The sequence below is a fragment of the Azospirillum sp. HJ39 genome (assembly GCF_041507355.1).
GTDB classification, from domain to species: domain Bacteria; phylum Pseudomonadota; class Alphaproteobacteria; order Azospirillales; family Azospirillaceae; genus Azospirillum; species Azospirillum thiophilum.
The window spans coordinates 561767-580168 of sequence record NZ_CP167912.1 but is presented as its reverse complement, the minus strand read 5'-3'; the positions used below and the strand labels follow the sequence as shown (position 1 = coordinate 580168).

At 66.2% G+C, this 18402-nt stretch carries 16 protein-coding genes; 11 read left to right on the top strand and 5 right to left on the bottom strand.

Annotated features, from left to right (window positions below):
- Window positions 1-77 precede the first annotated feature (77 nt).
- Window positions 78-716: a LysE family translocator gene (locus tag ABMY26_RS30175; protein WP_372399197.1), complete on the top strand. Its 639-nt coding sequence runs from the start codon at window positions 78-80 to the stop codon at window positions 714-716.
- 19 nt (window positions 717-735) lie between these two features.
- On the opposite strand, the gene ABMY26_RS30170 is transcribed toward ABMY26_RS30175, so the two are convergent.
- Window positions 736-3096 (bottom strand): Tex family protein, encoded by a 2361-nt coding sequence (locus ABMY26_RS30170; RefSeq protein WP_372399196.1) that lies wholly within the window; start codon window positions 3094-3096, stop codon window positions 736-738.
- A gap of 408 nt (window positions 3097-3504) precedes the next feature.
- On the opposite strand from ABMY26_RS30170, the gene hyfB reads away from it, so the two are divergent.
- Genes hyfB through ABMY26_RS30140 form a run of 6 tightly spaced genes read left to right on the top strand, consistent with a single transcriptional unit; the run spans window position 3505 to window position 10758 of the window.
- Window positions 3505-5553, top strand: coding sequence for a hydrogenase 4 subunit B (gene hyfB, locus ABMY26_RS30165; protein WP_372399194.1), 2049 nt, complete (start codon window positions 3505-3507; stop codon window positions 5551-5553).
- Window positions 5550-6494, top strand: coding sequence for a respiratory chain complex I subunit 1 family protein (locus ABMY26_RS30160; protein WP_372399193.1), 945 nt, complete (start codon window positions 5550-5552; stop codon window positions 6492-6494). Before hyfB ends, ABMY26_RS30160 begins: the two co-directional genes overlap by 4 nt.
- Before the next feature lie 12 nt (window positions 6495-6506).
- Window positions 6507-7172: a hydrogenase-4 component E gene (locus tag ABMY26_RS30155; protein WP_372399742.1), complete on the top strand. Its 666-nt coding sequence runs from the start codon at window positions 6507-6509 to the stop codon at window positions 7170-7172.
- Window positions 7169-8605 carry a hydrogenase 4 subunit F gene (locus ABMY26_RS30150; RefSeq protein ID WP_372399192.1) on the top strand — a complete coding sequence of 479 codons (1437 nt, stop codon included), beginning with the start codon at window positions 7169-7171 and terminating at the stop codon, window positions 8603-8605. The genes ABMY26_RS30155 and ABMY26_RS30150 overlap by 4 nt, the downstream gene beginning before the upstream one ends.
- A gap of 10 nt (window positions 8606-8615) precedes the next feature.
- The gene (locus ABMY26_RS30145) at window positions 8616-10202 is read left to right on the top strand and encodes a nickel-dependent hydrogenase large subunit (protein WP_372399191.1); all 1587 of its coding nucleotides are present in this window, start codon (window positions 8616-8618) and stop codon (window positions 10200-10202) included.
- A 13-nt stretch (window positions 10203-10215) separates the two neighbouring features.
- The gene (locus tag ABMY26_RS30140; RefSeq protein WP_372399190.1) at window positions 10216-10758 is read left to right on the top strand and encodes an NADH-quinone oxidoreductase subunit B family protein; all 543 of its coding nucleotides are present in this window, start codon (window positions 10216-10218) and stop codon (window positions 10756-10758) included.
- A gap of 75 nt (window positions 10759-10833) precedes the next feature.
- Here ABMY26_RS30140 and ABMY26_RS30135 read toward each other — a convergent pair whose 3' ends face one another.
- The 3 genes from ABMY26_RS30135 to ABMY26_RS30125 are packed head-to-tail and all read right to left on the bottom strand — an operon-like array spanning window position 10834 to window position 12253.
- Window positions 10834-11277: a periplasmic heavy metal sensor gene (locus ABMY26_RS30135; protein WP_372399189.1), complete on the bottom strand. Its 444-nt coding sequence runs from the start codon at window positions 11275-11277 to the stop codon at window positions 10834-10836.
- On the bottom strand, window positions 11274-11702 hold the full coding sequence (locus ABMY26_RS30130; protein ID WP_372399188.1) for a hypothetical protein: 429 nt from the start codon (window positions 11700-11702) through the stop codon (window positions 11274-11276). Before ABMY26_RS30130 ends, ABMY26_RS30135 begins: the two co-directional genes overlap by 4 nt.
- Entirely contained in the window at window positions 11699-12253 is a 555-nt protein-coding gene (locus ABMY26_RS30125; protein WP_372399187.1) for a sigma-70 family RNA polymerase sigma factor, read from the bottom strand. Before ABMY26_RS30125 ends, ABMY26_RS30130 begins: the two co-directional genes overlap by 4 nt.
- A 664-nt stretch (window positions 12254-12917) precedes the next feature.
- Here ABMY26_RS30125 and ABMY26_RS30120 point away from each other — a divergent pair.
- From ABMY26_RS30120 to ABMY26_RS30105, 4 genes are read left to right on the top strand one after another with little or no spacing between them, the layout of a single operon-like run.
- Complete coding sequence (locus ABMY26_RS30120; protein ID WP_372399186.1) at window positions 12918-15341, top strand: ATP-binding protein; 2424 nt, start codon at window positions 12918-12920, stop codon at window positions 15339-15341.
- Window positions 15342-15345: 4 nt separating this feature from the next.
- A complete protein-coding gene (locus ABMY26_RS30115) occupies window positions 15346-15819 on the top strand; it encodes a response regulator (protein WP_372399185.1) in 474 nt (157 codons plus the stop codon).
- A complete protein-coding gene (locus ABMY26_RS30110; protein ID WP_372399184.1) occupies window positions 15819-17330 on the top strand; it encodes a sensor histidine kinase in 1512 nt (503 codons plus the stop codon). The genes ABMY26_RS30115 and ABMY26_RS30110 overlap by 1 nt, the downstream gene beginning before the upstream one ends.
- Window positions 17327-17701 carry a response regulator gene (locus ABMY26_RS30105; protein WP_372399183.1) on the top strand — a complete coding sequence of 125 codons (375 nt, stop codon included), beginning with the start codon at window positions 17327-17329 and terminating at the stop codon, window positions 17699-17701. The genes ABMY26_RS30110 and ABMY26_RS30105 overlap by 4 nt, the downstream gene beginning before the upstream one ends.
- Window positions 17702-17795: 94 nt before the next feature.
- Here the strand turns inward: ABMY26_RS30105 and ABMY26_RS30100 are convergent, their stop codons facing one another.
- The gene (locus tag ABMY26_RS30100) at window positions 17796-18326 is read right to left on the bottom strand and encodes a copper chaperone PCu(A)C (protein WP_372399182.1); all 531 of its coding nucleotides are present in this window, start codon (window positions 18324-18326) and stop codon (window positions 17796-17798) included.
- Window positions 18327-18402 lie beyond the last annotated feature (76 nt).

The window sequence follows — 18402 nt, the reverse complement described above, 5'->3', positions numbered from 1 at the left end:
CGGTGTCCCGGCTTTGTGCGTCGGGACACGATTGCGGTACCATCCATCCCATTCGATCGAGAGAGGAGGACGGGCCAGTGGATCCGATCCTTGCCTTCGTCAGCATCGTTGCAGCGATAGCGGTCGGTGCCGCCAGTCCGGGGCCAAGTTTCGTGCTGGTCGCCCGCACATCGATCGCCGTATCCCGCAGGGCCGGGCTGGCGACAGCGTTTGGCATGGGGATTGGCGGCGTCTGCTTCGCTTCGCTGGCGCTTCTGGGATTGCACACGCTGCTGTCGCATGTCGGATGGCTCTATGCCGCGTTGAAGCTGGCCGGCGGCGCCTATCTGCTTTATCTGGCGTTCCGCATCTGGCGCGGCGCCCCGGATGCTCTCGTGGTCGATGAGGACAGCCGAAGCGCCCCGACCGGCAGCATAGTCCAACCACTGCTGTTCGGCCTGCTGACCCAACTCAGCAATCCCAAAACGGCATTGGTCTACGGCAGCATCTTTGCTGCGCTAATGCCTGCCGATCCACCGCTCTGGCTGTTCGCCATCCTGCCGCCGGCAATCTTCCTGATCGAAGCCGGCTGGTATGCCATTGTCGCCGCAGTTTTCTCCGCCGGCCGTCCGCGTGCCGCCTACCTGCGCTCGAAGCACTGGATCGACCGCGTCGCCGCAGCCGCCATCGGGGCCTTGGGGGCACGTCTGGTCGTCGACGCGGTGCCCCCGCCCTGAGCCATCGGCATGGCCGATTCTACTTTTTCTTTCCAGCCTGCGCCCGTGCGAATGCTTCGGCAAAAGCGCTGTTGACCGGCTCGGGCGCCTTCGCCGGCTTCCCAGCCGGAGCGGCCCCGCGCCGCTCACCCTGCGGCGCGCCGCGCGGTGCCCCCTGTGGCGGTCGCGCCGGCTCCCGTTCGTCCCGGCGCTCGTCCCGCCTTGCCGGACGCGGCGCCTCCTCGCCCATCCGCATGGTGAGCGCTATGCGCTTGCGCGGGATGTCGACCTCCAGCACCTTCACCTTCACCACGTCGCCGGCCTTCACCACCGTGTGAGGGTCCTTCACGAAGCTGTTGGCAAGCTGGGAAATATGCACCAGCCCATCCTGATGGACGCCGATGTCGACGAAGGCGCCGAAGGCGGTGACGTTGGTCACCACGCCTTCAAGCATCATGTCGGGCTGGAGGTGCTTCAGTTCCTCCACGCCTTCCTTGAAGGTGGCGGTCTTGAATTCCGGACGGGGATCACGGCCCGGCTTTTCCAGCTCCTTGATGATGTCCTCGACCGTCGGTACGCCGAACCGCTCGTCGGTGAACTCCCCGGCATCCAGTCCGCGCAGGAAGCGGGCGTCGCCGATGACGCTGCCGAGGTTGCGGCCGGTGGTCTTCACGATGCGCTGCACCACCGGATAGGCCTCCGGATGCACGGCGGAGCCGTCGAGCGGGTTTTCGCCGTCGCGGATGCGCAGGAAGCCGGCGGCCTGCTCGAAGGTCTTCGGCCCCAGCCGCGCCACGTCGAGCAGCTGCCTGCGCGACCGGAAGGCGCCATTGCGGTCGCGGTGCTCGACGATGTTGCGGGCGATGGTCTCGTTCAGCCCTGACACGCGGGTCAGCAGCGGGATCGATGCGGTGTTGAGATCGACGCCGACCGCGTTCACGCAGTCCTCGACCACGGCATCCAGCGAGCGGGCCAGCTTGCCGCCGGCAAGGTCGTGCTGGTATTGGCCGACGCCGATCGATTTCGGCTCGATCTTCACCAACTCCGCCAACGGGTCCTGGAGACGGCGGGCGATGGACACCGCACCGCGCAGGCTGACGTCCAGGCCGGGGAACTCATGCGCGGCGGTTTCCGACGCCGAATACACGGACGCACCGGCCTCGCTGACCACCAGCTTGGTCAGAGACAGTTCCGGATGACGCTTCATCAGATCGGCCGCCAGCTTGTCGGTTTCGCGCGACGCGGTGCCGTTGCCGATGGAGATCAGTTCGGCCTTGTGGCGGTGGGCCAGCGCCGCCAGCACCGCGATTGAGCCGTCCCAGTCGTTGCGCGGCGGGTGCGGATAAATCGTCGTCGTCTCCACCAGCTTGCCGGTGGAATCGACCACGGCGACCTTCACGCCGGTGCGGATGCCGGGATCGAGCCCGATGGTGGTGCGCTGGCCGGCCGGGGCGGCGAGCAACAGGTCATGCAGGTTGCGGGCGAAGACCCGGATCGCCTCGTCCTCCGCCCGCTCGCGCAGGGCTCCCATCAGGTCGGTCTCGATGTGCGGGCCGATCTTCAGCTTCCAGGTCCAGCGCACCACGTCGGACAGCCATTTGTCTGCCGGCCGGCCTTGGTCGCGGATGCCGGTGTGGACGGCGATGGTGCCCTCCGCCGGATGCGGCTGCCCCTCTACCAGCGGCAGGTCGAGGCCGATGTCCAGAACGCCCTGCGCCCGGCCGCGGAACAGCGCCAGCGCGCGGTGCGACGGCAGCTTGGCCCAGCTTTCCGAGAAGTCGAAGTAATCGGAAAACTTGGCACCCTCCGCCTTCTTCTCCTCGATGACCTTGGAGGTGACGATGCCCTTGTCGGCCATGGCGGTGCGCAGGCGGCCGACCAACTCGGCATCCTCGCCGAACCGCTCGACCAGGATGTGGCGGGCGCCGTCCAGCGCCGCCTTGACGTCGGCCACCCCCTTCTCCGCATCGACGAAGGCCGCCGCCTCTGCGTCCGGCCGTTTCGTCGGATCGGCCAGCAGAGCGTCCGCCAGCGGCTCCAGCCCTGCTTCGCGGGCGATCTGGGCCTTGGTGCGGCGCTTCTGCTTGTAGGGGAGATACAGGTCCTCCAGCCGGGTCTTGGTGTCGGCCTGCTTGATCTGACGCTCCAACTCGGGCGTCAGCTTGCCCTGCTCCTGGATGGTCGACAGGATGCTGGCACGCCTGTCCTCCAACTCGCGCAGGTAGCCCAGCCGCTCCTCCAGGGTGCGAAGCTGGGTATCGTCCAGGCCTCCGGTCGCCTCCTTGCGGTAGCGCGCGATGAAGGGAACGGTCGATCCCTCGTCGAGCATGACGATGGCGGAAGCGACCTGGGACTCGCGGACCGACAGTTCGTCGGCGATGCGCTGGCTGATGGACAGCATGAGGCAGGGATCCTGCGGACTGGTGACGAGAAAGAAAGGGCATCTCTCTTAGCGCGCGGGGCAGGGCAACGCCACCCCGGCATTGGGCAGAGGCCCGGCCGATGGTCCGGGCATGGAAAGCGTGAGCGGAGCCTTTGCGGAGGAAATTCGCAAAATAGTGGTAGAAAATGTTTTCTTTCCGCCATTCATCGCGCGTTAACCATATTGGCCCTATACCTCTGCTTGCAACTTGGTTGCGTTTCCTCCCGAACCAACTTGGGGCGGCCTGCGGCAAAACCGCACGGCCGCCTTTTCTTTGGGCAGGTTGCCGCGACTGAAATCCATAAGAGAGTTACAGTTTTTCCTCTTGCCAAAGCTGGGGGCAACATCCTTACAATGCGTCGGGTTTAACCCATTCGGCCTAGACGCTTGGCAATTCCCCTCTCCTCCATATTGCTGCTTTTCTCGGCAGCGCTCCTGGCTGTTGCCGCCCGCAACCGACATTGGACAGCCAACGCCGTCTATGGCGCGACTGCGGCCGCCTGCGGACTGACCGTCCTGTGGGCGGTGACGACCCTGGCGACAGGCGCCGTCGTGCCGGCCGCACTGACCCTGCCGATCGGTCTGCCCTGGAGTGGCTCCCATCTGCGCGCCGATGCCCTGTCGGTCTTTTTCCTCCTGGTCGTGAACGGCGGTGGACTGACCGCGAGCCTGTTCGGCTGGGGCTACGAACGGGCACATCATGACAGTAGCCAGCAGGGTGACAGTCATCCACGGGGCGGTCCGGTCCTGCCGTTCTTCCCGCTGTTCCTGGCCGGCATGAGCCTGGTGCTGCTGGCAGACGACGCCTTCACCTTCCTGGTGTCTTGGGAGTTCATGTCGCTGGCGTCCTGGCTGCTGGTGCTGTCGACTCACCGCGAGGTCGCAACGCCGCCCGCCGCCCGGCTCTACCTGATCATGGCCGGCGTCGGTACCCTCTGCCTGATGCTGGCATTCGGGCTGATGGCCGGCGGACCGGGTGACATGAGCTTCGCCGCCATCCGTGCCCACGCGCCCGGCAGCGGCACGGCGGTGGCGGCGCTTCTTCTGGTCCTGCTGGGGGCCGGATCGAAGGCCGGCCTTTTCCCATTGCATGTCTGGCTGCCGCTGGCCCACCCCGCAGCGCCCAGCCACGTCTCCGCCCTGATGTCGGGGGTGATGACCAAGGTCGCGGTGTACGCCATCGTCCGCGTCGCCTTCGACCTGCTGGGACCGCCCTCCTGGTGGTGGGGTGGGGTGCTGATGGCTGCGGGTACGGTGACGGCGGTGATGGGGGTGATGATCGCCCTGATGCAGGACGACCTGAAACGGCTGCTCGCCTGCTCCACCATCGAGAATATCGGGGTGATCGTCATCGCGCTCGGGCTGGCGCTGGTGTTCAAGGCCAGCAGCACCCCGGTCATCGCGGCATTGGCGATGAGCGCCGCCCTGCTGCATGTCGTGAACCATTCCCTGTTCAAGAGCCTGCTGTTCTTCGTTGCCGGCTCGGTGCTGACCGCGACCGGCACGCGGGACCTGAACCGGCTCGGCGGGTTGATCCACCGGATGCCGGCGACGGCGGTACTGGCGCTGGTCGGCGCCGCCGCGATCTCCGCCCTGCCGCCGCTGAACGGCTTCGTCGGCGAATGGATGCTGTTCCAGGCGATCCTGAACGCCCCGGCCCTGCCGGAATGGTCTTTGAAGATCGGCATCGCCGTGGTCGGCGCCGCGGTCGCCCTGGCGGCGGCGCTGGCCGCGGCCTGCTTCGTCCGCTTCTATGGCATCGCCTTTCTCGGCCGGCCGCGTTCGGTCGAGGCCGCGGGCGCGCGGGAGGTGGGAATGGCAATGCGTCTGGCGATGCTGGTGCCGGCCATGCTGTGCATCGCCATCGGCGTGCTGCCGACCCCGCTGATCCGCCTGTTCGGCCCGGCCGTGCGCGCGATGGTGGAGGCCGGCCCCTTCGACGACCGCGCCTATCAGCCCTGGTTCTGGCTGGCCCCGACCTCGGCCGTCGGCAACTCCTACAACGGCATGGTTCTGCTGGTGGCCATCGCCGCGCTGTCAGCCCTTCTGGTGCTGGTCATCCACCGCCGGGCGTCCGACCGGGTGCGCTGGTCGGACGCCTGGGGCTGTGGCCATGAGGAACCGGACCCGGCGGCGCTGTCGCAATACAGCGCCGGCAGCTTCGGCCAGCCGATCCGCCGCGCCTTCGGCACGACGCTGCTTGCCGCCCAAGACAGCGTGTCGATGCCGGAACCCGGCGACACCCGCCCGGCCCGGCTGAGCGTGAGTTGGCGCGACCCGGCGTGGCCACTGCTGTTCACCCCGGTCGGTCGCGCGGTGGACTGGCTGGCCGACCGCTCCAATCACCTGCAGTTCCTGACCATCCGCCGCTACCTGACGCTGATGTTCGCCGCGCTGGTGGTCGTGCTGGTCCTGGTCGCGGTGGTGCGGTCATGATCGCGTCGATCCTCTACCAGATCGTCCATATGGTGCTGGTGCTGGCGCTGGCCCCGCTGCTGACAGGCTGGGTGCGGCTGGTGAAGGCACGCCTGCTCGGTCGGCGGGGGCCGTCGCCGATCCAGCCCTACCGCGACCTGCTGCGGTTGCTGCGCAAGGAGGTGGTGCTGGCACACAACGCCTCCTGGCTGTTCCGGGCGACGCCCTATGTCATGTTCACCGCAATCTGGCTGGCGGCCGGACTGGTGCCGGTCTTCACCACCCGGTTGGCACTTGCCCCGGCGGCGGACCTGATCGCGCTGATCGCGCTGCTGGGCAGCGCACGATTCTTCCTGGCGCTGGCTGGAATGGACATCGGTACCAGTTTCGGCGGCATCGGTTCCTCGCGCGAGATGATGATCGCGGCGCTCGCCGAGCCGGCGATGCTGATGATGGTCTTCTCGGTCGCGGTACTGGTCCGCAGCACTTCGCTGGCGGAGATCGCCGCCTTCATGACCTCCGGCAGCGTCGGACTGCGGGTGTCGCTGGCCATGGCGCTGATCGCGCTGGTGATGGTGGCCATCGCCGAGAACGCGCGCATCCCCATCGACAACCCCTCGACCCATCTGGAACTGACCATGGTGCACGAGGCGATGGTGCTGGAATATTCCGGCCGCCATCTGGCGCTGGTGGAGGCGGCGGCAATGCTGAAGCTGCTGCTCTACGTCGCTCTGATCGCCTGCATCTTCGTGCCCTGGGGGCTCGCGACCGGCGACCGAGGCACCGTTCTGACCGGCCTGCTGAGCTTCCTGGCCAAGCTGGCAACGGCCGGGGCCGGGCTCGCGCTGTTCGAGACGTCGGTTGCCAAGATGCGCGTCTTCCGCGTCGGCGAGTTTCTGGGCGGGGCGCTCCTGCTAAGCCTGCTGGGCGCCATCTTCCTCTATGTGTCGCGCGGCGTATGAGCGGGGATGAGCATGAACGACATCGCCTATGACGCCTCCCACCTGTTCGGCACGCTGGTGCTGATGACCAGCTTTGCGCTGCTCTACCAACGCCGGCTGTTCGCACTGCTGCATGTCTTCACCGTCCAGGCGCTGGCCCTTGCCGCCGCCGCCGCATGGCAGGCCTATGCCCATGACGAGCCGCATCTCTACCTCACCGCACTTCTGACCCTGGCCTTGAAGGCGGTCGCCATTCCGGTGGCGCTTCACCGGATCATCCAGCGCCTGAACATCCAGCGCACGGTCGAGCCGGCGCTCGGCATCGGGCTGACCATGCTGGCCGGCGTGTCGCTGGTCACCCTGTCGATCCTGCTGGTCCTGCCGGTGACGGAGGGGGCGACCGCCCTGACCCGCGAGGATCTGGCGCTGTCGCTGTCCGTGGTGCTGCTGGGCCTGCTGATGATGATTTCGCGCCGTAACGCGGTCAGTCAGGTGGTCGGCTTCATGTCGATCGAGAACGGCCTGATCCTGGCAGCGGTCGGTGTTGCCGGCATGCCGCTGGTGGTGGAGATGTCGATCGCCTTCTCGGTCATGGTCGCCTTCATCATCTTCGGCATCTTCCTGTTCCAGATCCGCGAGCGGTTCGAGACGCTCGACATGCGCCGGATCGAGAGCTTCCGGGGGGAGGCCGGCGAGTGACCCCCTTCCTTCCCGCCGTCCTGCTGATCCCACTCCTTTCCGCAGTGGCGCTCGCCTTGGTCCCGGACTGGCGGTTGGCGGCAAAGCTGAATGCCGGCGCCAGTGCCCTGACCCTGCTGGCGGCGCTGGCACTGTTCGGCGCGCCGCCGGCTGCCACCGCCCATCTGGTGCTGGACGCCTTCAACGTCGCGCTGATCGCGCTCACCGCCTTCGTCGGACTGACCACCGCGGTCTTTTCCGCCGGCTATATCGGACATGAGGTGCGGCGCGGCCTGCTGACCCCGCAGAAGCTGCGCTTCTACCACGCCATGTTCCAGGCCTTCCTGTTCACCATGCTGCTGGCGCTGTCCGCCAACAATCTGGGCGTGCTATGGGTGGCAGTGGAGGGGGCGACGCTGACCACCGTGCTGATGGTCAGCCTGTACCGCACAGCCGCCAGCATCGAGGCGGCGTGGAAGTACTTCATCCTCTGCGGCGTCGGCATCGCGCTGGCGCTGTTCGGCACCATCCTGATCTACATGGCGGCCCAGCCGGTGATGGGGCCGGGGCTGCCGGCGATGACCTGGACTGCCCTGCAGGAGACGGCGGCGCGCATCGACCCGAACCTGCTGAACCTCGCCTTCGTCTTCCTGCTGATCGGCTACGGCACCAAGGTCGGGCTGGCGCCGCTGCATGCCTGGCTGCCCGACGCCCATGCCGAGGGACCGACGCCGATCTCCGCCGTGCTGTCGGGGTTGCTGCTGAACGTGGCGCTCTATGCCGTGCTGCGCTTCAAGATGTTGCTGGCCGCCAACGGGGCGGCGATGGCGCCGGGGCCGCTGATGGTCACCATGGGGCTGGCCTCGCTGCTGCTGGCCGGGCCGATGCTCTACCGGCGGCGCGACGTGAAACGCTTTTTCGCCTACAGTTCAATCGAGCATATGGGCATCGTCACCATCGCCTTCGGGCTGGGCGGGCCGATGGCGAATTTCGCCGGCCTGCTGCACATGGCGATGCATAGCCTGACCAAATCGGCGATCTTCTTCGCCGTCGGCCATGCCGTCCAGGTGACGGGCACCCAGTCGCTGGCGGGGATCCGCGGCCTGACGGTCAGCCATCCGGCGCTTGGCTGGGGCCTGCTGGCAGGCGTGGTCGCCATCGCCGGACTGCCACCCTTCGGCGTCTTCATGAGCGAATTCCTGCTGGTCACCAGCAGCGTGGCGGCACAACCGGCGCTGGCGGCCGCATTGGTCGTCGGGATCCTGGTCGCCTTCGGCGCGCTGGTGCTGCGGGTGCAGCAGCTCTGCTTCGGCGCGCCGGTGGCAGAGCCGGCACCGCTGCACGGCACGCTGGTGCCGCTCTATGCTCATCTGGCACTGGTGTTGACGGCCGGGCTGTGGATACCGGGACCGCTGGTCGGCTGGTTCCGCTCCGTCGCCGCACTGCTGGGGTAGGGGAGGCGGGATGTACGGCGAAGATCCCCTGTTCGGCCTGCTGGGCCGCATCGGCCGTCCGGTGGAGGGACACAGGCCCTGGCCGCGCTACGTCACAGACCGCGCCGGCTGGTTGCAATTGATCGAAGCTCTGTCCGGAAACGGCTGGTCGCTGCTCGGCCTGTGGGGCGATGCCGATACTGTGCACGCCGCCCTGCGCGAGGAGCTGGCAGGCGACGTCGCGGTGGTCAGCCTGCCCTGCCCAGACCGCCGCTTCCCCAGCCTGTCGGCGGTACGGCCGGCGGCCAACCGGCTGGAGCGCGCCGCGCACGATCTGTTCGGCCTGATACCGGAGAGTGCGGCGGACGGGCGCCCCTGGCTCGACCACGGCAATTGGGGTGTGCGCCACCCGCTGGCCGCCAGTCCGGCACCGGTCCCACCAACCACAGAGGCACAGCCGCCCTACCGCTTCCTGCCGGCGGAAGGACCGGGGTTGCACCAGATCCCGGTCGGCCCGGTTCATGCCGGCATCATCGAGCCCGGCCATTTCCGTTTCACTGCCAACGGCGAAACCGTGGTACGGCTGGAGGAGCGGCTTGGCTACGTCCACAAAGGTGTCGAAGGGCTGATGCGCGGCAAGACTCCGGCGGAGGCCGCCAGGATCGTCGCCCGGCTGTCCGGCGACAGCACCGTCGCCCATGCACTGGCCTTCGCCCGCGCAGTGGAGGCGGCGCTGGGGATCGAGCCGCCACCGCGCGCGGTCTGGCTGCGCGCCCTGATGGCCGAATTGGAGCGGGTCGCCAACCATCTGGGCGATATCGGCGCCATCTGCAACGACGCCGCCTTCGCCTTCATGCTGGCGGAGATGGGGCAACTGCGCGAGATGGTGCTGCGTGCCGCCGATGCCTGCTTCGGCCACCGGCTGATGATGGACCGGGTGGTTCCCGGCGGCGTGATGCCGGACATCGCGGAGAGCGGGCGGGCCCGGTTGGGAGAGCTGACAGCGGAACTGAGACGGCGCTTCCTCCCGCTGGTGGCGATCTATGATACCAAGACCTCGCTGCTCGACCGCACGGTGACCACCGGCACCGTCTCCACCGCGCTGGCCCAGCGCTTCGGTGCCGGTGGCCATGTCGGCCGGGCATCGGGCCGCGGGCTGGACGCGCGCAAGTCGCCGGGCTATCCCCCATACACCGACCTGGAATTCGAGGTACCGGTCCTGACCGAGGGCGATGTCAATGCCCGCATCTGGATCCGCATCCGCGAGGTGGAACAGTCGCTGTCGCTGATCGATCAGATCCTGCGCCGCATGCCCGGTGTGCCGCGCGGCCCCGACGGCATCGTCCCGCCGCCGATGCTGCCGGATCTGCCGAAGCGGGCAGGGCAGGGGGCGCCGCAAGGGTCGGGGGAGGGCATGGCACTGGTCGAATCGTTCCGCGGCGAAATCATGACCTGGGTCCGTCTGGCCGACGACGGCACCATCGACCGCTGCCACCCGCGCGACCCGTCGTGGTTTCAGTGGCCGCTGCTGGAAGCGGCGATCGAGGGGAACATCGTCGCCGACTTTCCCCTGTGCAACAAATCGTTCAACGGGTCCTACTCGGGCCAGGATCTGTGACGGGGAGCTGCCGATGCTGAAGCATATCCTGCGGTCCCTGACCGGCGGTCCGGTTACGGAGGCTGCGCCCGCCTCTTCTTCCGCCCCATTCGCCGATGCGCTGGCCGATCTGGGTACCCGTGTCGGCGAACGCGCCCGCGCCCGGCTGGGCCACAGCCTGTCGATCCGGCAGGTCGATGCCGGGTCCTGCAACGGCTGCGAGCTTGAAATCCATGCGCTGAACAACCCGCTCTACGACCTGGAGCGGTTCGGCATCCGCTTCGTTGCATCGCCCCGGCATGCCGACGTGCTGCTGGTCACCGGCCCAGTGACGAAGAACATGGCCGATGCGCTCCGTCGGACCTGGGAGGCGACGCCCAACCCCAAATGGGTGGTTGCCTGCGGCGCCTGCGCCATCGACGGCGGCGTGTTCGCGGGATCCTATGCCTGCGTCGGAGCGGTCGAGACGGTGTTGCCAGTCGATCTCCGCATTCCCGGCTGCCCGCCCCGCCCGGTGGAGCTGTTGGCCGGGCTTCTGGCATTGCTGGAAACGACCGCGACCACAGCTGGAACCTGACGGAAAAAGGGCCGGGACGGACATGCCGCCCCGGCCTTACCCCGGAAGTGTCTGCCGCTGGCCGAACCGAAAGGATCAGGGAAGGCGGCTCTCAGCAAGGCGCAAGCGGCCTTCCGGGGACAAGCGGGATAGGGTTTCGACCAGCCGCGCCTCGAGTTCGGAGCGCAGCTTCGCGTCGTTGGCGTGCAGGGTGTCGAACAGGGACTTCAGCCGGACCGGATCGAAGGAATCGGCCATCAGTTCCGTTCGGAGGCGCGGGACGAACTCCTCGCGGCCGACCTGGATGCGGACGAACATCGGGCGGGCGTCGTCGATCGCCTTGCGCAGGATCTCCGCATCGGCCGGCGACAGGCGCCGGGCTGCGTCGTCGACGAACCGTTCCAGCATTCGTTCCGGCCCGGGCGGAGGCGGGGGAGGCCGGAAGGCGTGGGCGACGACGAAGCCGCCAGCCAGCATGTTGAGCGCAAGGGACCCGACCAGAAGGAACCAAGGCCAGCGGCGCCGGATCGACGGCGTCATCGCGTGTCTCCCAGATAGCTGACGATCATCACGCCCGACAGGCTGGGCGGGTTCGTCCTTTCAAAAGTGATCAGGCCCTGGCTGTAGCTGAGGAACCCGACCACCGCCATGGAAGCCAGGAAGCCGGCGAGCGGGGCCGCACGGAAGGGCGGCCGCGACAGGAACCATGGCACGAATTCGGGTACGACCCGCCGTGTCAGGCACTCGGCGATGCGGTCATAGACCCGAGCCTCGCGACGAGCGGAAACCGATGGAGACGAGGCGGCGCTCAGCACCATATCGGTGATGGCCGCGTCGGCCAGCGCGTCGCGCGCTTCCCCGCTTGTATCCAGGAGGCTCAGGGCATCGACCCGGGCGGATCGCGGCCAGTGGTCGAGGTTCGCGCCATAAGCTGCAGCGTTGCGTTTGAACTCTTTGAGCGTCATGACCGTACACCGTCCTTCTGACGGATCAGGGGTTGAAGCCGGGCACGCACCACGCGGCGTGCCCGGACCAGCAGACTTTCCATAGCCGAAACCGACACCTGCAGTATTTCCGATGCCTCAGCGCACGTCATCTCCTCATGGTAGCAGAGGCTGAGCGCCGCCCTTTGCCGTTCAGGCAGGGCGGCTATCGCGGCGTCCACCGCCGCACCGATCCGCAGGCCGTCGATCACCGTCTCGGCGCTCCAGGCCGGGTCGGCAATCTCGTCGGCCGCATCCAGAGGGGCGAAGCTGCGCCGCCGCTTGTAGTCGATGGCGCGGTTTACCACGATCCGGTACAACCAGGTTGTGAAACGGGTGCCATCGCCCCGCCAGCGGTCGGCGTTGGCCCAGATTTGAAGAAACGCGTCCTGCGCCACCTCTTCTGCATCGGCAGCGTTCCCGACCACACGTTGGGCCAAGGCGATGCTGCGGCGCAAATGACGGCGCGTTAGCGTTCCAAACGCTTTCCGATCACCAGCCGCGGCGCTCGCCATCAGTGCCTCGTCGGTCACCGCATCCTCGGTAGGCTCCACGCCGTCTTCCGCCTGCTCCCGGTTGCTGTCTTGGCATGATACGCCGTAAGTGTGGGAGTCCTGCGCGGAAGGCCGTCGTTTTTTAACCGGAGGCCTCCGCCGCGCGGACGGTGCCGGAGCCATTGTACCGATCAAACCGACACATATAATTTCCATAAGATGACTTATGTGTTTTATATATAGGCGCGGCAGATTCTACTCTGAAGTGCAACTTTCTTGTAATCCCAAGGGGGGCCGCCTGCCTCGATAGCCCCGGCACGGGAACCAAAGCCGGGTTTGAGGGTTTGATCCAAGCGCAGGCGTAGCGTACCGGGGTTCGGCGACGTGACGTCCTTAGACATAGGCCACAGAGGACCGACTACCATGCTCAAGATTCTTGGATGGGCCATTCTCATCATCTTCATTATCGGACTTCTGGTCGTCACCGGAATCCTGAAGCTGATCTTCTGACACCCGGCCTGCCCGTTTCGACCCCGCCCGGCTTGCAGGCCTCCGGCAGGGCTCAATCTGCAAGCAGGCCTCCTATAGAAGCCGGTATATGATTTTCGATCTATGATCTAAGCCTAAACAGGACAAAACTTAAGGACAGTGCAAAATTCTATCTTATGATAATGAAAGTATAGGATCTGATGAATACCCTGCGGTGCGCCACACCGCAACGCGGCGCCCGAAAGCGAGCCGGGGTTCGTCAGTGCGTATCGCAGGGAATACCATTGAAGACCATGGTGCATTCAAGAGATCCTCGTTGCATCGGGCCTTTGTGGCCCGGACCTGCCGGAACGGGGGCCGAGATGGACAAAGGACGACCGTGACGCCTACAACCGGACCGGGGCGGTGGCCCCAAATCATACCGGACACTCTTGATCTCGATGCCTGCGCGCGGGAACCCATCCATATTCCCGGCAGCATCCAGCCTCATGGCCATCTTCTGGCGGTAGAGCTGGAAAGCCTCCGCCTCGTCCATGCCAGCGCACATGCCGGCGCGGTCCTGAACCAGCCGCTTGCCGACGCCTTCGGCCAGCCGATCGACCGGTTGATCGATGCCGATTCCATGCCGTCGCTTCTCCGCAGCCTGCACGCCGCCCCGCCTGAGCCGGTGCAGATTGGCATCCTGCGTCTGCCCGGCTGCAGCGACCATCAGGCGATCGCCCACCGGTCCGGCGCCTTGGCAATCCTGGAATTGGAGCATCTCGCAAGCGCAGGCGCGGGCACACTGGAAGCCCTGTATCCACAGATGCGCGAGGCCATCCGCCATATCCAGGCATCGCATGATTTCGAGACGCTGCTAGCCCGCACGGCGGAAAAGGCGCAGGCGCTGACCGGCTTCGACCGCGCATTGGTCTATCGCTTCGACGCACAGTGGAACGGGACCGTGATCGCCGAGGCCGGCAACGGCCGCCTGCCCTCCTACCGTGGACTGCGCTTCCCGGCCTCCGATATCCCGGAGCAGGCGCGCCGGCTCTATATCCTGAACCGTCTGCGGTTGATCGCAGACGCCCGCTACCTGCCGGTGCCGATTCTGGCCGCGGATGAAGATTGCGATCCGCTCGACCTCAGTTTTTCCGTGCTGCGCAGTGTCTCGCCGGTCCATCTGGAATATATGCGCAACATGGGCACCCCGGCCTCGATGTCCATCTCCGTCATGGACGGGGAACGGTTATGGGGCCTGATCTCGTGCCACCATGCGGAGCCGCGGCAGGTTTCATTCGCAGTGCGCACCGCTTGCGACTTGCTGGCCCAGGTGATGTCCAGCCAGATGATCGCACTGGAGCGGGCGGAGGATGCCAACCACCGGATCCGGTCGAAGAGCATTCAGGCCAGGCTGCTCGCCCACATGGCGGCATCGGAACGTTTCATCGACGGGCTGGCAGATAACCGGGACGATCTGCTGGAGTTGGTGAATGCCGACGGTGCAGCCATCCTGTTCGACGGCAATTGTCGCCTGATCGGCCGCACCCCGCCTCAGCCGGTGGTTGAGGCCATCGCTGCCGAACTGGCTGGCCGAGGCATCAAGGATCTGTTCTTCAGCCATCGGCTTCCGACCGAGATGCAGGCGACTGAAGGAACCGATGCCACGGCCAGCGGCCTGTTGGCAATCTCCATCTCGCAGCTCCACCCCAGCTATCTCCTGTGGTTCCGCCCGGAATTGGTCCGGTCGATCGACTGGGCCGGCGACCCCGCCAAGGCGGCCGACGCCAGCGGCCGGCTATCGCCGCGCAGTTCCTTCGAAATTTGGAAGGAGACCGTGCGCGGCCAGTCCCTGCCCTGGCGCCATGGCGAGGTCGAAGCCGCCGGCGACTTCCGCACCGCCATCGTCAGCATTGTGCTGCGCAAGGCCGAGGAAATGGCAGCCCTGAACGAGGAGTTGCGCCGCAGTAACGGCGAGCTGGCCGCATTCTCCTATTCGGTGTCGCACGACCTGCGTGCCCCTTTCCGCCACGTCTCCAGCTATGCCGAGCTTCTGCGCTCCCGTGCTGCCGACAAGCTGGGGGAACGCGAGCGCCATTATCTGGACAGTATCATCGAAGCGGCGAGTTCGGCCGGAAGGCTGGTCGACGGCCTGCTGCATTTCTCGCAGTTGGGCCGTGCCCCGCTGGCGCAGGTCGACGTCGACATCGGCCGGTTGGTCAAGGAGGTGCGCCACTTGCTGGAACCGGAACTGCGCGACCACCGCGTGAACTGGACCCTGCATCGCCTGCCGACGGTGACCGGCGATCCGACCATGCTGCGTCTGGTTGTGCAGAATCTGCTGTCCAACGCCATCAAATACTCGCGCGACCGCAGCGTGCCGAAAATCGAGGTCGGATGCAGCACCACCTCCGATGCATACGAGATTTACGTGCGCGACAATGGCCGTGGCTTCGACATGGCCTATGCAGGCAAACTGTTCGGCGTCTTCCAGCGGTTGCACCGCGAGGAGGAGTTCGAAGGCATTGGCATCGGTCTCGCCAATGTCCGACGCATCGTCGAACGCCATGGCGGACGGGTCTGGGCCGAGAGCGAGCTCGGCCAGGGCGCAACCTTCCATTTTTCCCTGCCGCGGCCCGATGCCGCCAAATCGAGGTAGCCCAATGGCCGCGCTGAAACCGATCCTGCTGGTCGAGGACAACCCGAAGGATCTGGAGTTGACGTTGGAGGCCTTCGCCGAAGCGCAACTCGCCAACGACATCGTCGTCGCCCGCGATGGGGCGGAAGCGCTGTCCTATCTGTTCCATGAGGATGGCCAAGCGGTGTCGAAGCCGACCGATCCGAAATTTCCCGCGGTCATCATCCTCGACATCAAGCTGCCAAAGGTCGATGGGATAGAGGTACTGCACCGCATCAAGGCCAGCGACGCCACCCGTGCCATCCCCGTCGTCATGCTGACCTCCTCAAAGGAAGAACAGGATCTGATCCGCAGCTACCGGCTGGGAGTGAACGCTTTTGTGGTGAAGCCGATTGGCTTCAAGGAGTTCTTCGATGCGATCCGCGACATCGGCAGCTTCTGGGCGATCCTGAACGAGCCGCCGCCCGGCTGCCACCCCCGCAGACCGCGCGGAACCTGATGAGCAACCGGATCGATCCTTCTGCCAGCTCCGATGGCTTGGAAAGGTTGGCCATCGGGATCGGCCTGCCAATCCCCTGCCATGTTCTCCTGCTGGAGGACAATGGCATGGACGCCGATCTCGTGCGCGAGCATCTTCTGATGATCGACGGCCATGATTTCGATATCAGCCGCGTTGACACCAGACAATCCTACATCGACGCGATCACCGAAGGCGGCCCCTACGACCTGATCCTGTCGGACTTCGACCTACCGGACTTCGATGGAATGTCGGCACTGGCCATCGCACGTGACCGGCTGCCGCGGGTGCCCTTCATCTTCGTGTCCGGCATGCTGGGCGAAGAGAACGCCATCGAGGCGCTGAAGAAAGGCGCCACCGACTATGTCGTCAAGCTGCGGATGGAGCGCCTGCAAGTCGTGGTCCGCCGTGCCCTGGTGGAGGCACGCGACCGCAATGAACTTGCCGACAAGCGCAAGGCGCTGGCGGAAAGCGAGGCACGGCTGCGCTTCGCACTGGAAGCCGGGCGGCTCGGCTCGTGGGAGCTGACGTTGGCCACCGGCCGGCTGCACGTCTCGGCGATCTGCGCCGCCAACCTGGGTCTGCCCGATCCTTCGGCAATCGCGACCTACGACATGCTGCTCGACCGCGTCCATCCCGACGACCGCGAATATCAGCGTACGATGGTGCAGCAAGCGGTATCCACCGGCTCCGCTCTGGATATGGAATACCGCACGATCTGGCCGGACGGCAGCGTGCATTGGGTGCAGGTCCGCGGTCGTGGCGTGTATGACAGGGACGGCATCCCCACCGGGCTTGCCGGCGTCTCGCTCAACATCACCGCGCGCAAGAAGACGGAGGAGCGGCAGCTTCTGCTGCTCGAGGAATTGAACCATCGGGTGAAGAACACGCTCGCGATGGTACAGTCGATCGCAAAGCAAACCCTGCGCGCTACCCAGTCGGCAGAGGCATTCCCGGACGCATTCCAGTCGCGGCTGCGGGCGCTGGCCCAGGCGCACGACCTGCTGACCCGCCGCCAGTGGCAGGGTGCATCGCTGAGCGAGATCGCCGCCCTCACGCTGGAACCGCATGTCGATGCCGGCCGCGTGCGCGTCGGCGGGCCGCCGGTAACGCTGGCGACCGGCGTCGCGGTGTCGCTGCACCTCGCCTTCCATGAGTTGGCGACCAACGCCGCGAAATACGGAGCCTTGTCGGACGAGAGCGGTCGCATCGATCTGGAATGGGAAATCACGCGCGATGCAACGGCTGGCCGCAGCAATGGCGGTCACATCGGAGCGGGCATTTCCGAACCGGACCAAGGGGCGCTGATCCTGCGCTGGCGCGAAAGCGGCGGACCGCCGGTGGTGCCACCGACCCGCCGAGGATTCGGCTCCCGCCTGATCGAACGCGGCCTTGCCCATGAGTTGGAAGGCGATGTAGCTCTTGCCTTCGACCCTGCCGGCGTGCGATGCCGGCTTGTGATTCCCCTGTCGCCGCGAGTGAGCCCACAGTGACCGCCGCCAACTTGACCGACCTCACCGTCCTGATTGTCGAGGATGAGCCGCTGATCGCCATGAGTCTGGAAGACGTCCTGGTCGACCATGGGGTGATCTGCGTCGGCCCCGCCGGTTCGGTCGCCACTGCGCTGGAGATGATCGAAGACGGGGGTTTCGAGATCGCTCTACTGGACGTAAATCTGCGTGGCGAGCGGGTAGATGCGGTGGCGGACCGTCTGGCTGCCGACGGCATTCCCTTCATCTTCACCACCGGCCACGGGGCGGAGGGGCTTCCCGACGCCCACCGTGCACGTCCGGTGATCGGCAAGCCATTCCGGGACCTCGACATCACCGAAGCACTGGCCCGCCATCGCCCGTGCCGGCAATAGGCACAGACTGCAGGCTGTTGCCTGCATCGGGAAGGTTTGGGCCTTCCCGATGCAGGCAACTCCCGATTCCACAGCCCTAATCGCGGCGTCGCCTTTACTGTTTCTTTGCCTGATGGTCATGGCTCTGATGGCCAGCACCGGCCGCGGCAGCCCCCATGTGGTCTCCGTGCTCCGGCTTGCTCTCGCCGGCCGCCTGGACGGCAACCTCTACATCGACGTTGCCGGCCTTTTCAAAGCGCAGCGTCAGGGGAAAGTTGCTGCCCTTCACAAGCGGCTGCTTCAGGCCGAGCAGCATGACATGCAACCCGCCCGGCGCGAGCTTCACCGTCTCCCCCGGCGGGACGGCGATGGCGGGGACCTCCCGCATCTTCATCACACCGTTCTCGTTCAGATGGGTGTGCAGTTCCGCCTTCTCGGCAACCGGGGTGGAGGCGGCAAGAAGGCGATCCTCCGCCGTGCCGCCATTGGTCAGCGACAGATAGGCGCCGCCGTTGGGCGCCGCGGTTGCCGTGGCGCGGGCCCAGGGATGGCCGATCTCGATCGGGCCGGCACGGTATTCGTGGGCAAGGACGCCACCGGCGCCAAGCAGGGTCAGGGCGGTGGCAATACCGAGGATGCGCTTCATCGAACTCTCCTAAAGACGGGAATGGAACGCAGGCCGTCGCCGTCATGGCGGACGACACCATGGGGACCGGGACCAT

What these genes read in the sequence shown, in the direction of transcription:
- ABMY26_RS30170 (WP_372399196.1), bottom strand. Translation starts at nt 3,096, where the DNA reads ATGCTGTCCATCAGCCAGCGCATCGCCGACGAACTGTCGGTCCGCGAG.
- ABMY26_RS30160 (WP_372399193.1), top strand. Translation starts at nt 5,550, where the DNA reads ATGATCGCGTCGATCCTCTACCAGATCGTCCATATGGTGCTGGTGCTG.
- ABMY26_RS30155 (WP_372399742.1), top strand. Translation starts at nt 6,507, where the DNA reads ATGAACGACATCGCCTATGACGCCTCCCACCTGTTCGGCACGCTGGTG.
- ABMY26_RS30145 (WP_372399191.1), top strand. Translation starts at nt 8,616, where the DNA reads ATGTACGGCGAAGATCCCCTGTTCGGCCTGCTGGGCCGCATCGGCCGT.
- ABMY26_RS30140 (WP_372399190.1), top strand. Translation starts at nt 10,216, where the DNA reads ATGCTGAAGCATATCCTGCGGTCCCTGACCGGCGGTCCGGTTACGGAG.
- ABMY26_RS30135 (WP_372399189.1), bottom strand. Translation starts at nt 11,277, where the DNA reads ATGACGCCGTCGATCCGGCGCCGCTGGCCTTGGTTCCTTCTGGTCGGG.
- ABMY26_RS30130 (WP_372399188.1), bottom strand. Translation starts at nt 11,702, where the DNA reads ATGACGCTCAAAGAGTTCAAACGCAACGCTGCAGCTTATGGCGCGAAC.
- ABMY26_RS30115 (WP_372399185.1), top strand. Translation starts at nt 15,346, where the DNA reads ATGGCCGCGCTGAAACCGATCCTGCTGGTCGAGGACAACCCGAAGGAT.
- ABMY26_RS30110 (WP_372399184.1), top strand. Translation starts at nt 15,819, where the DNA reads ATGAGCAACCGGATCGATCCTTCTGCCAGCTCCGATGGCTTGGAAAGG.
- ABMY26_RS30100 (WP_372399182.1), bottom strand. Translation starts at nt 18,326, where the DNA reads ATGAAGCGCATCCTCGGTATTGCCACCGCCCTGACCCTGCTTGGCGCC.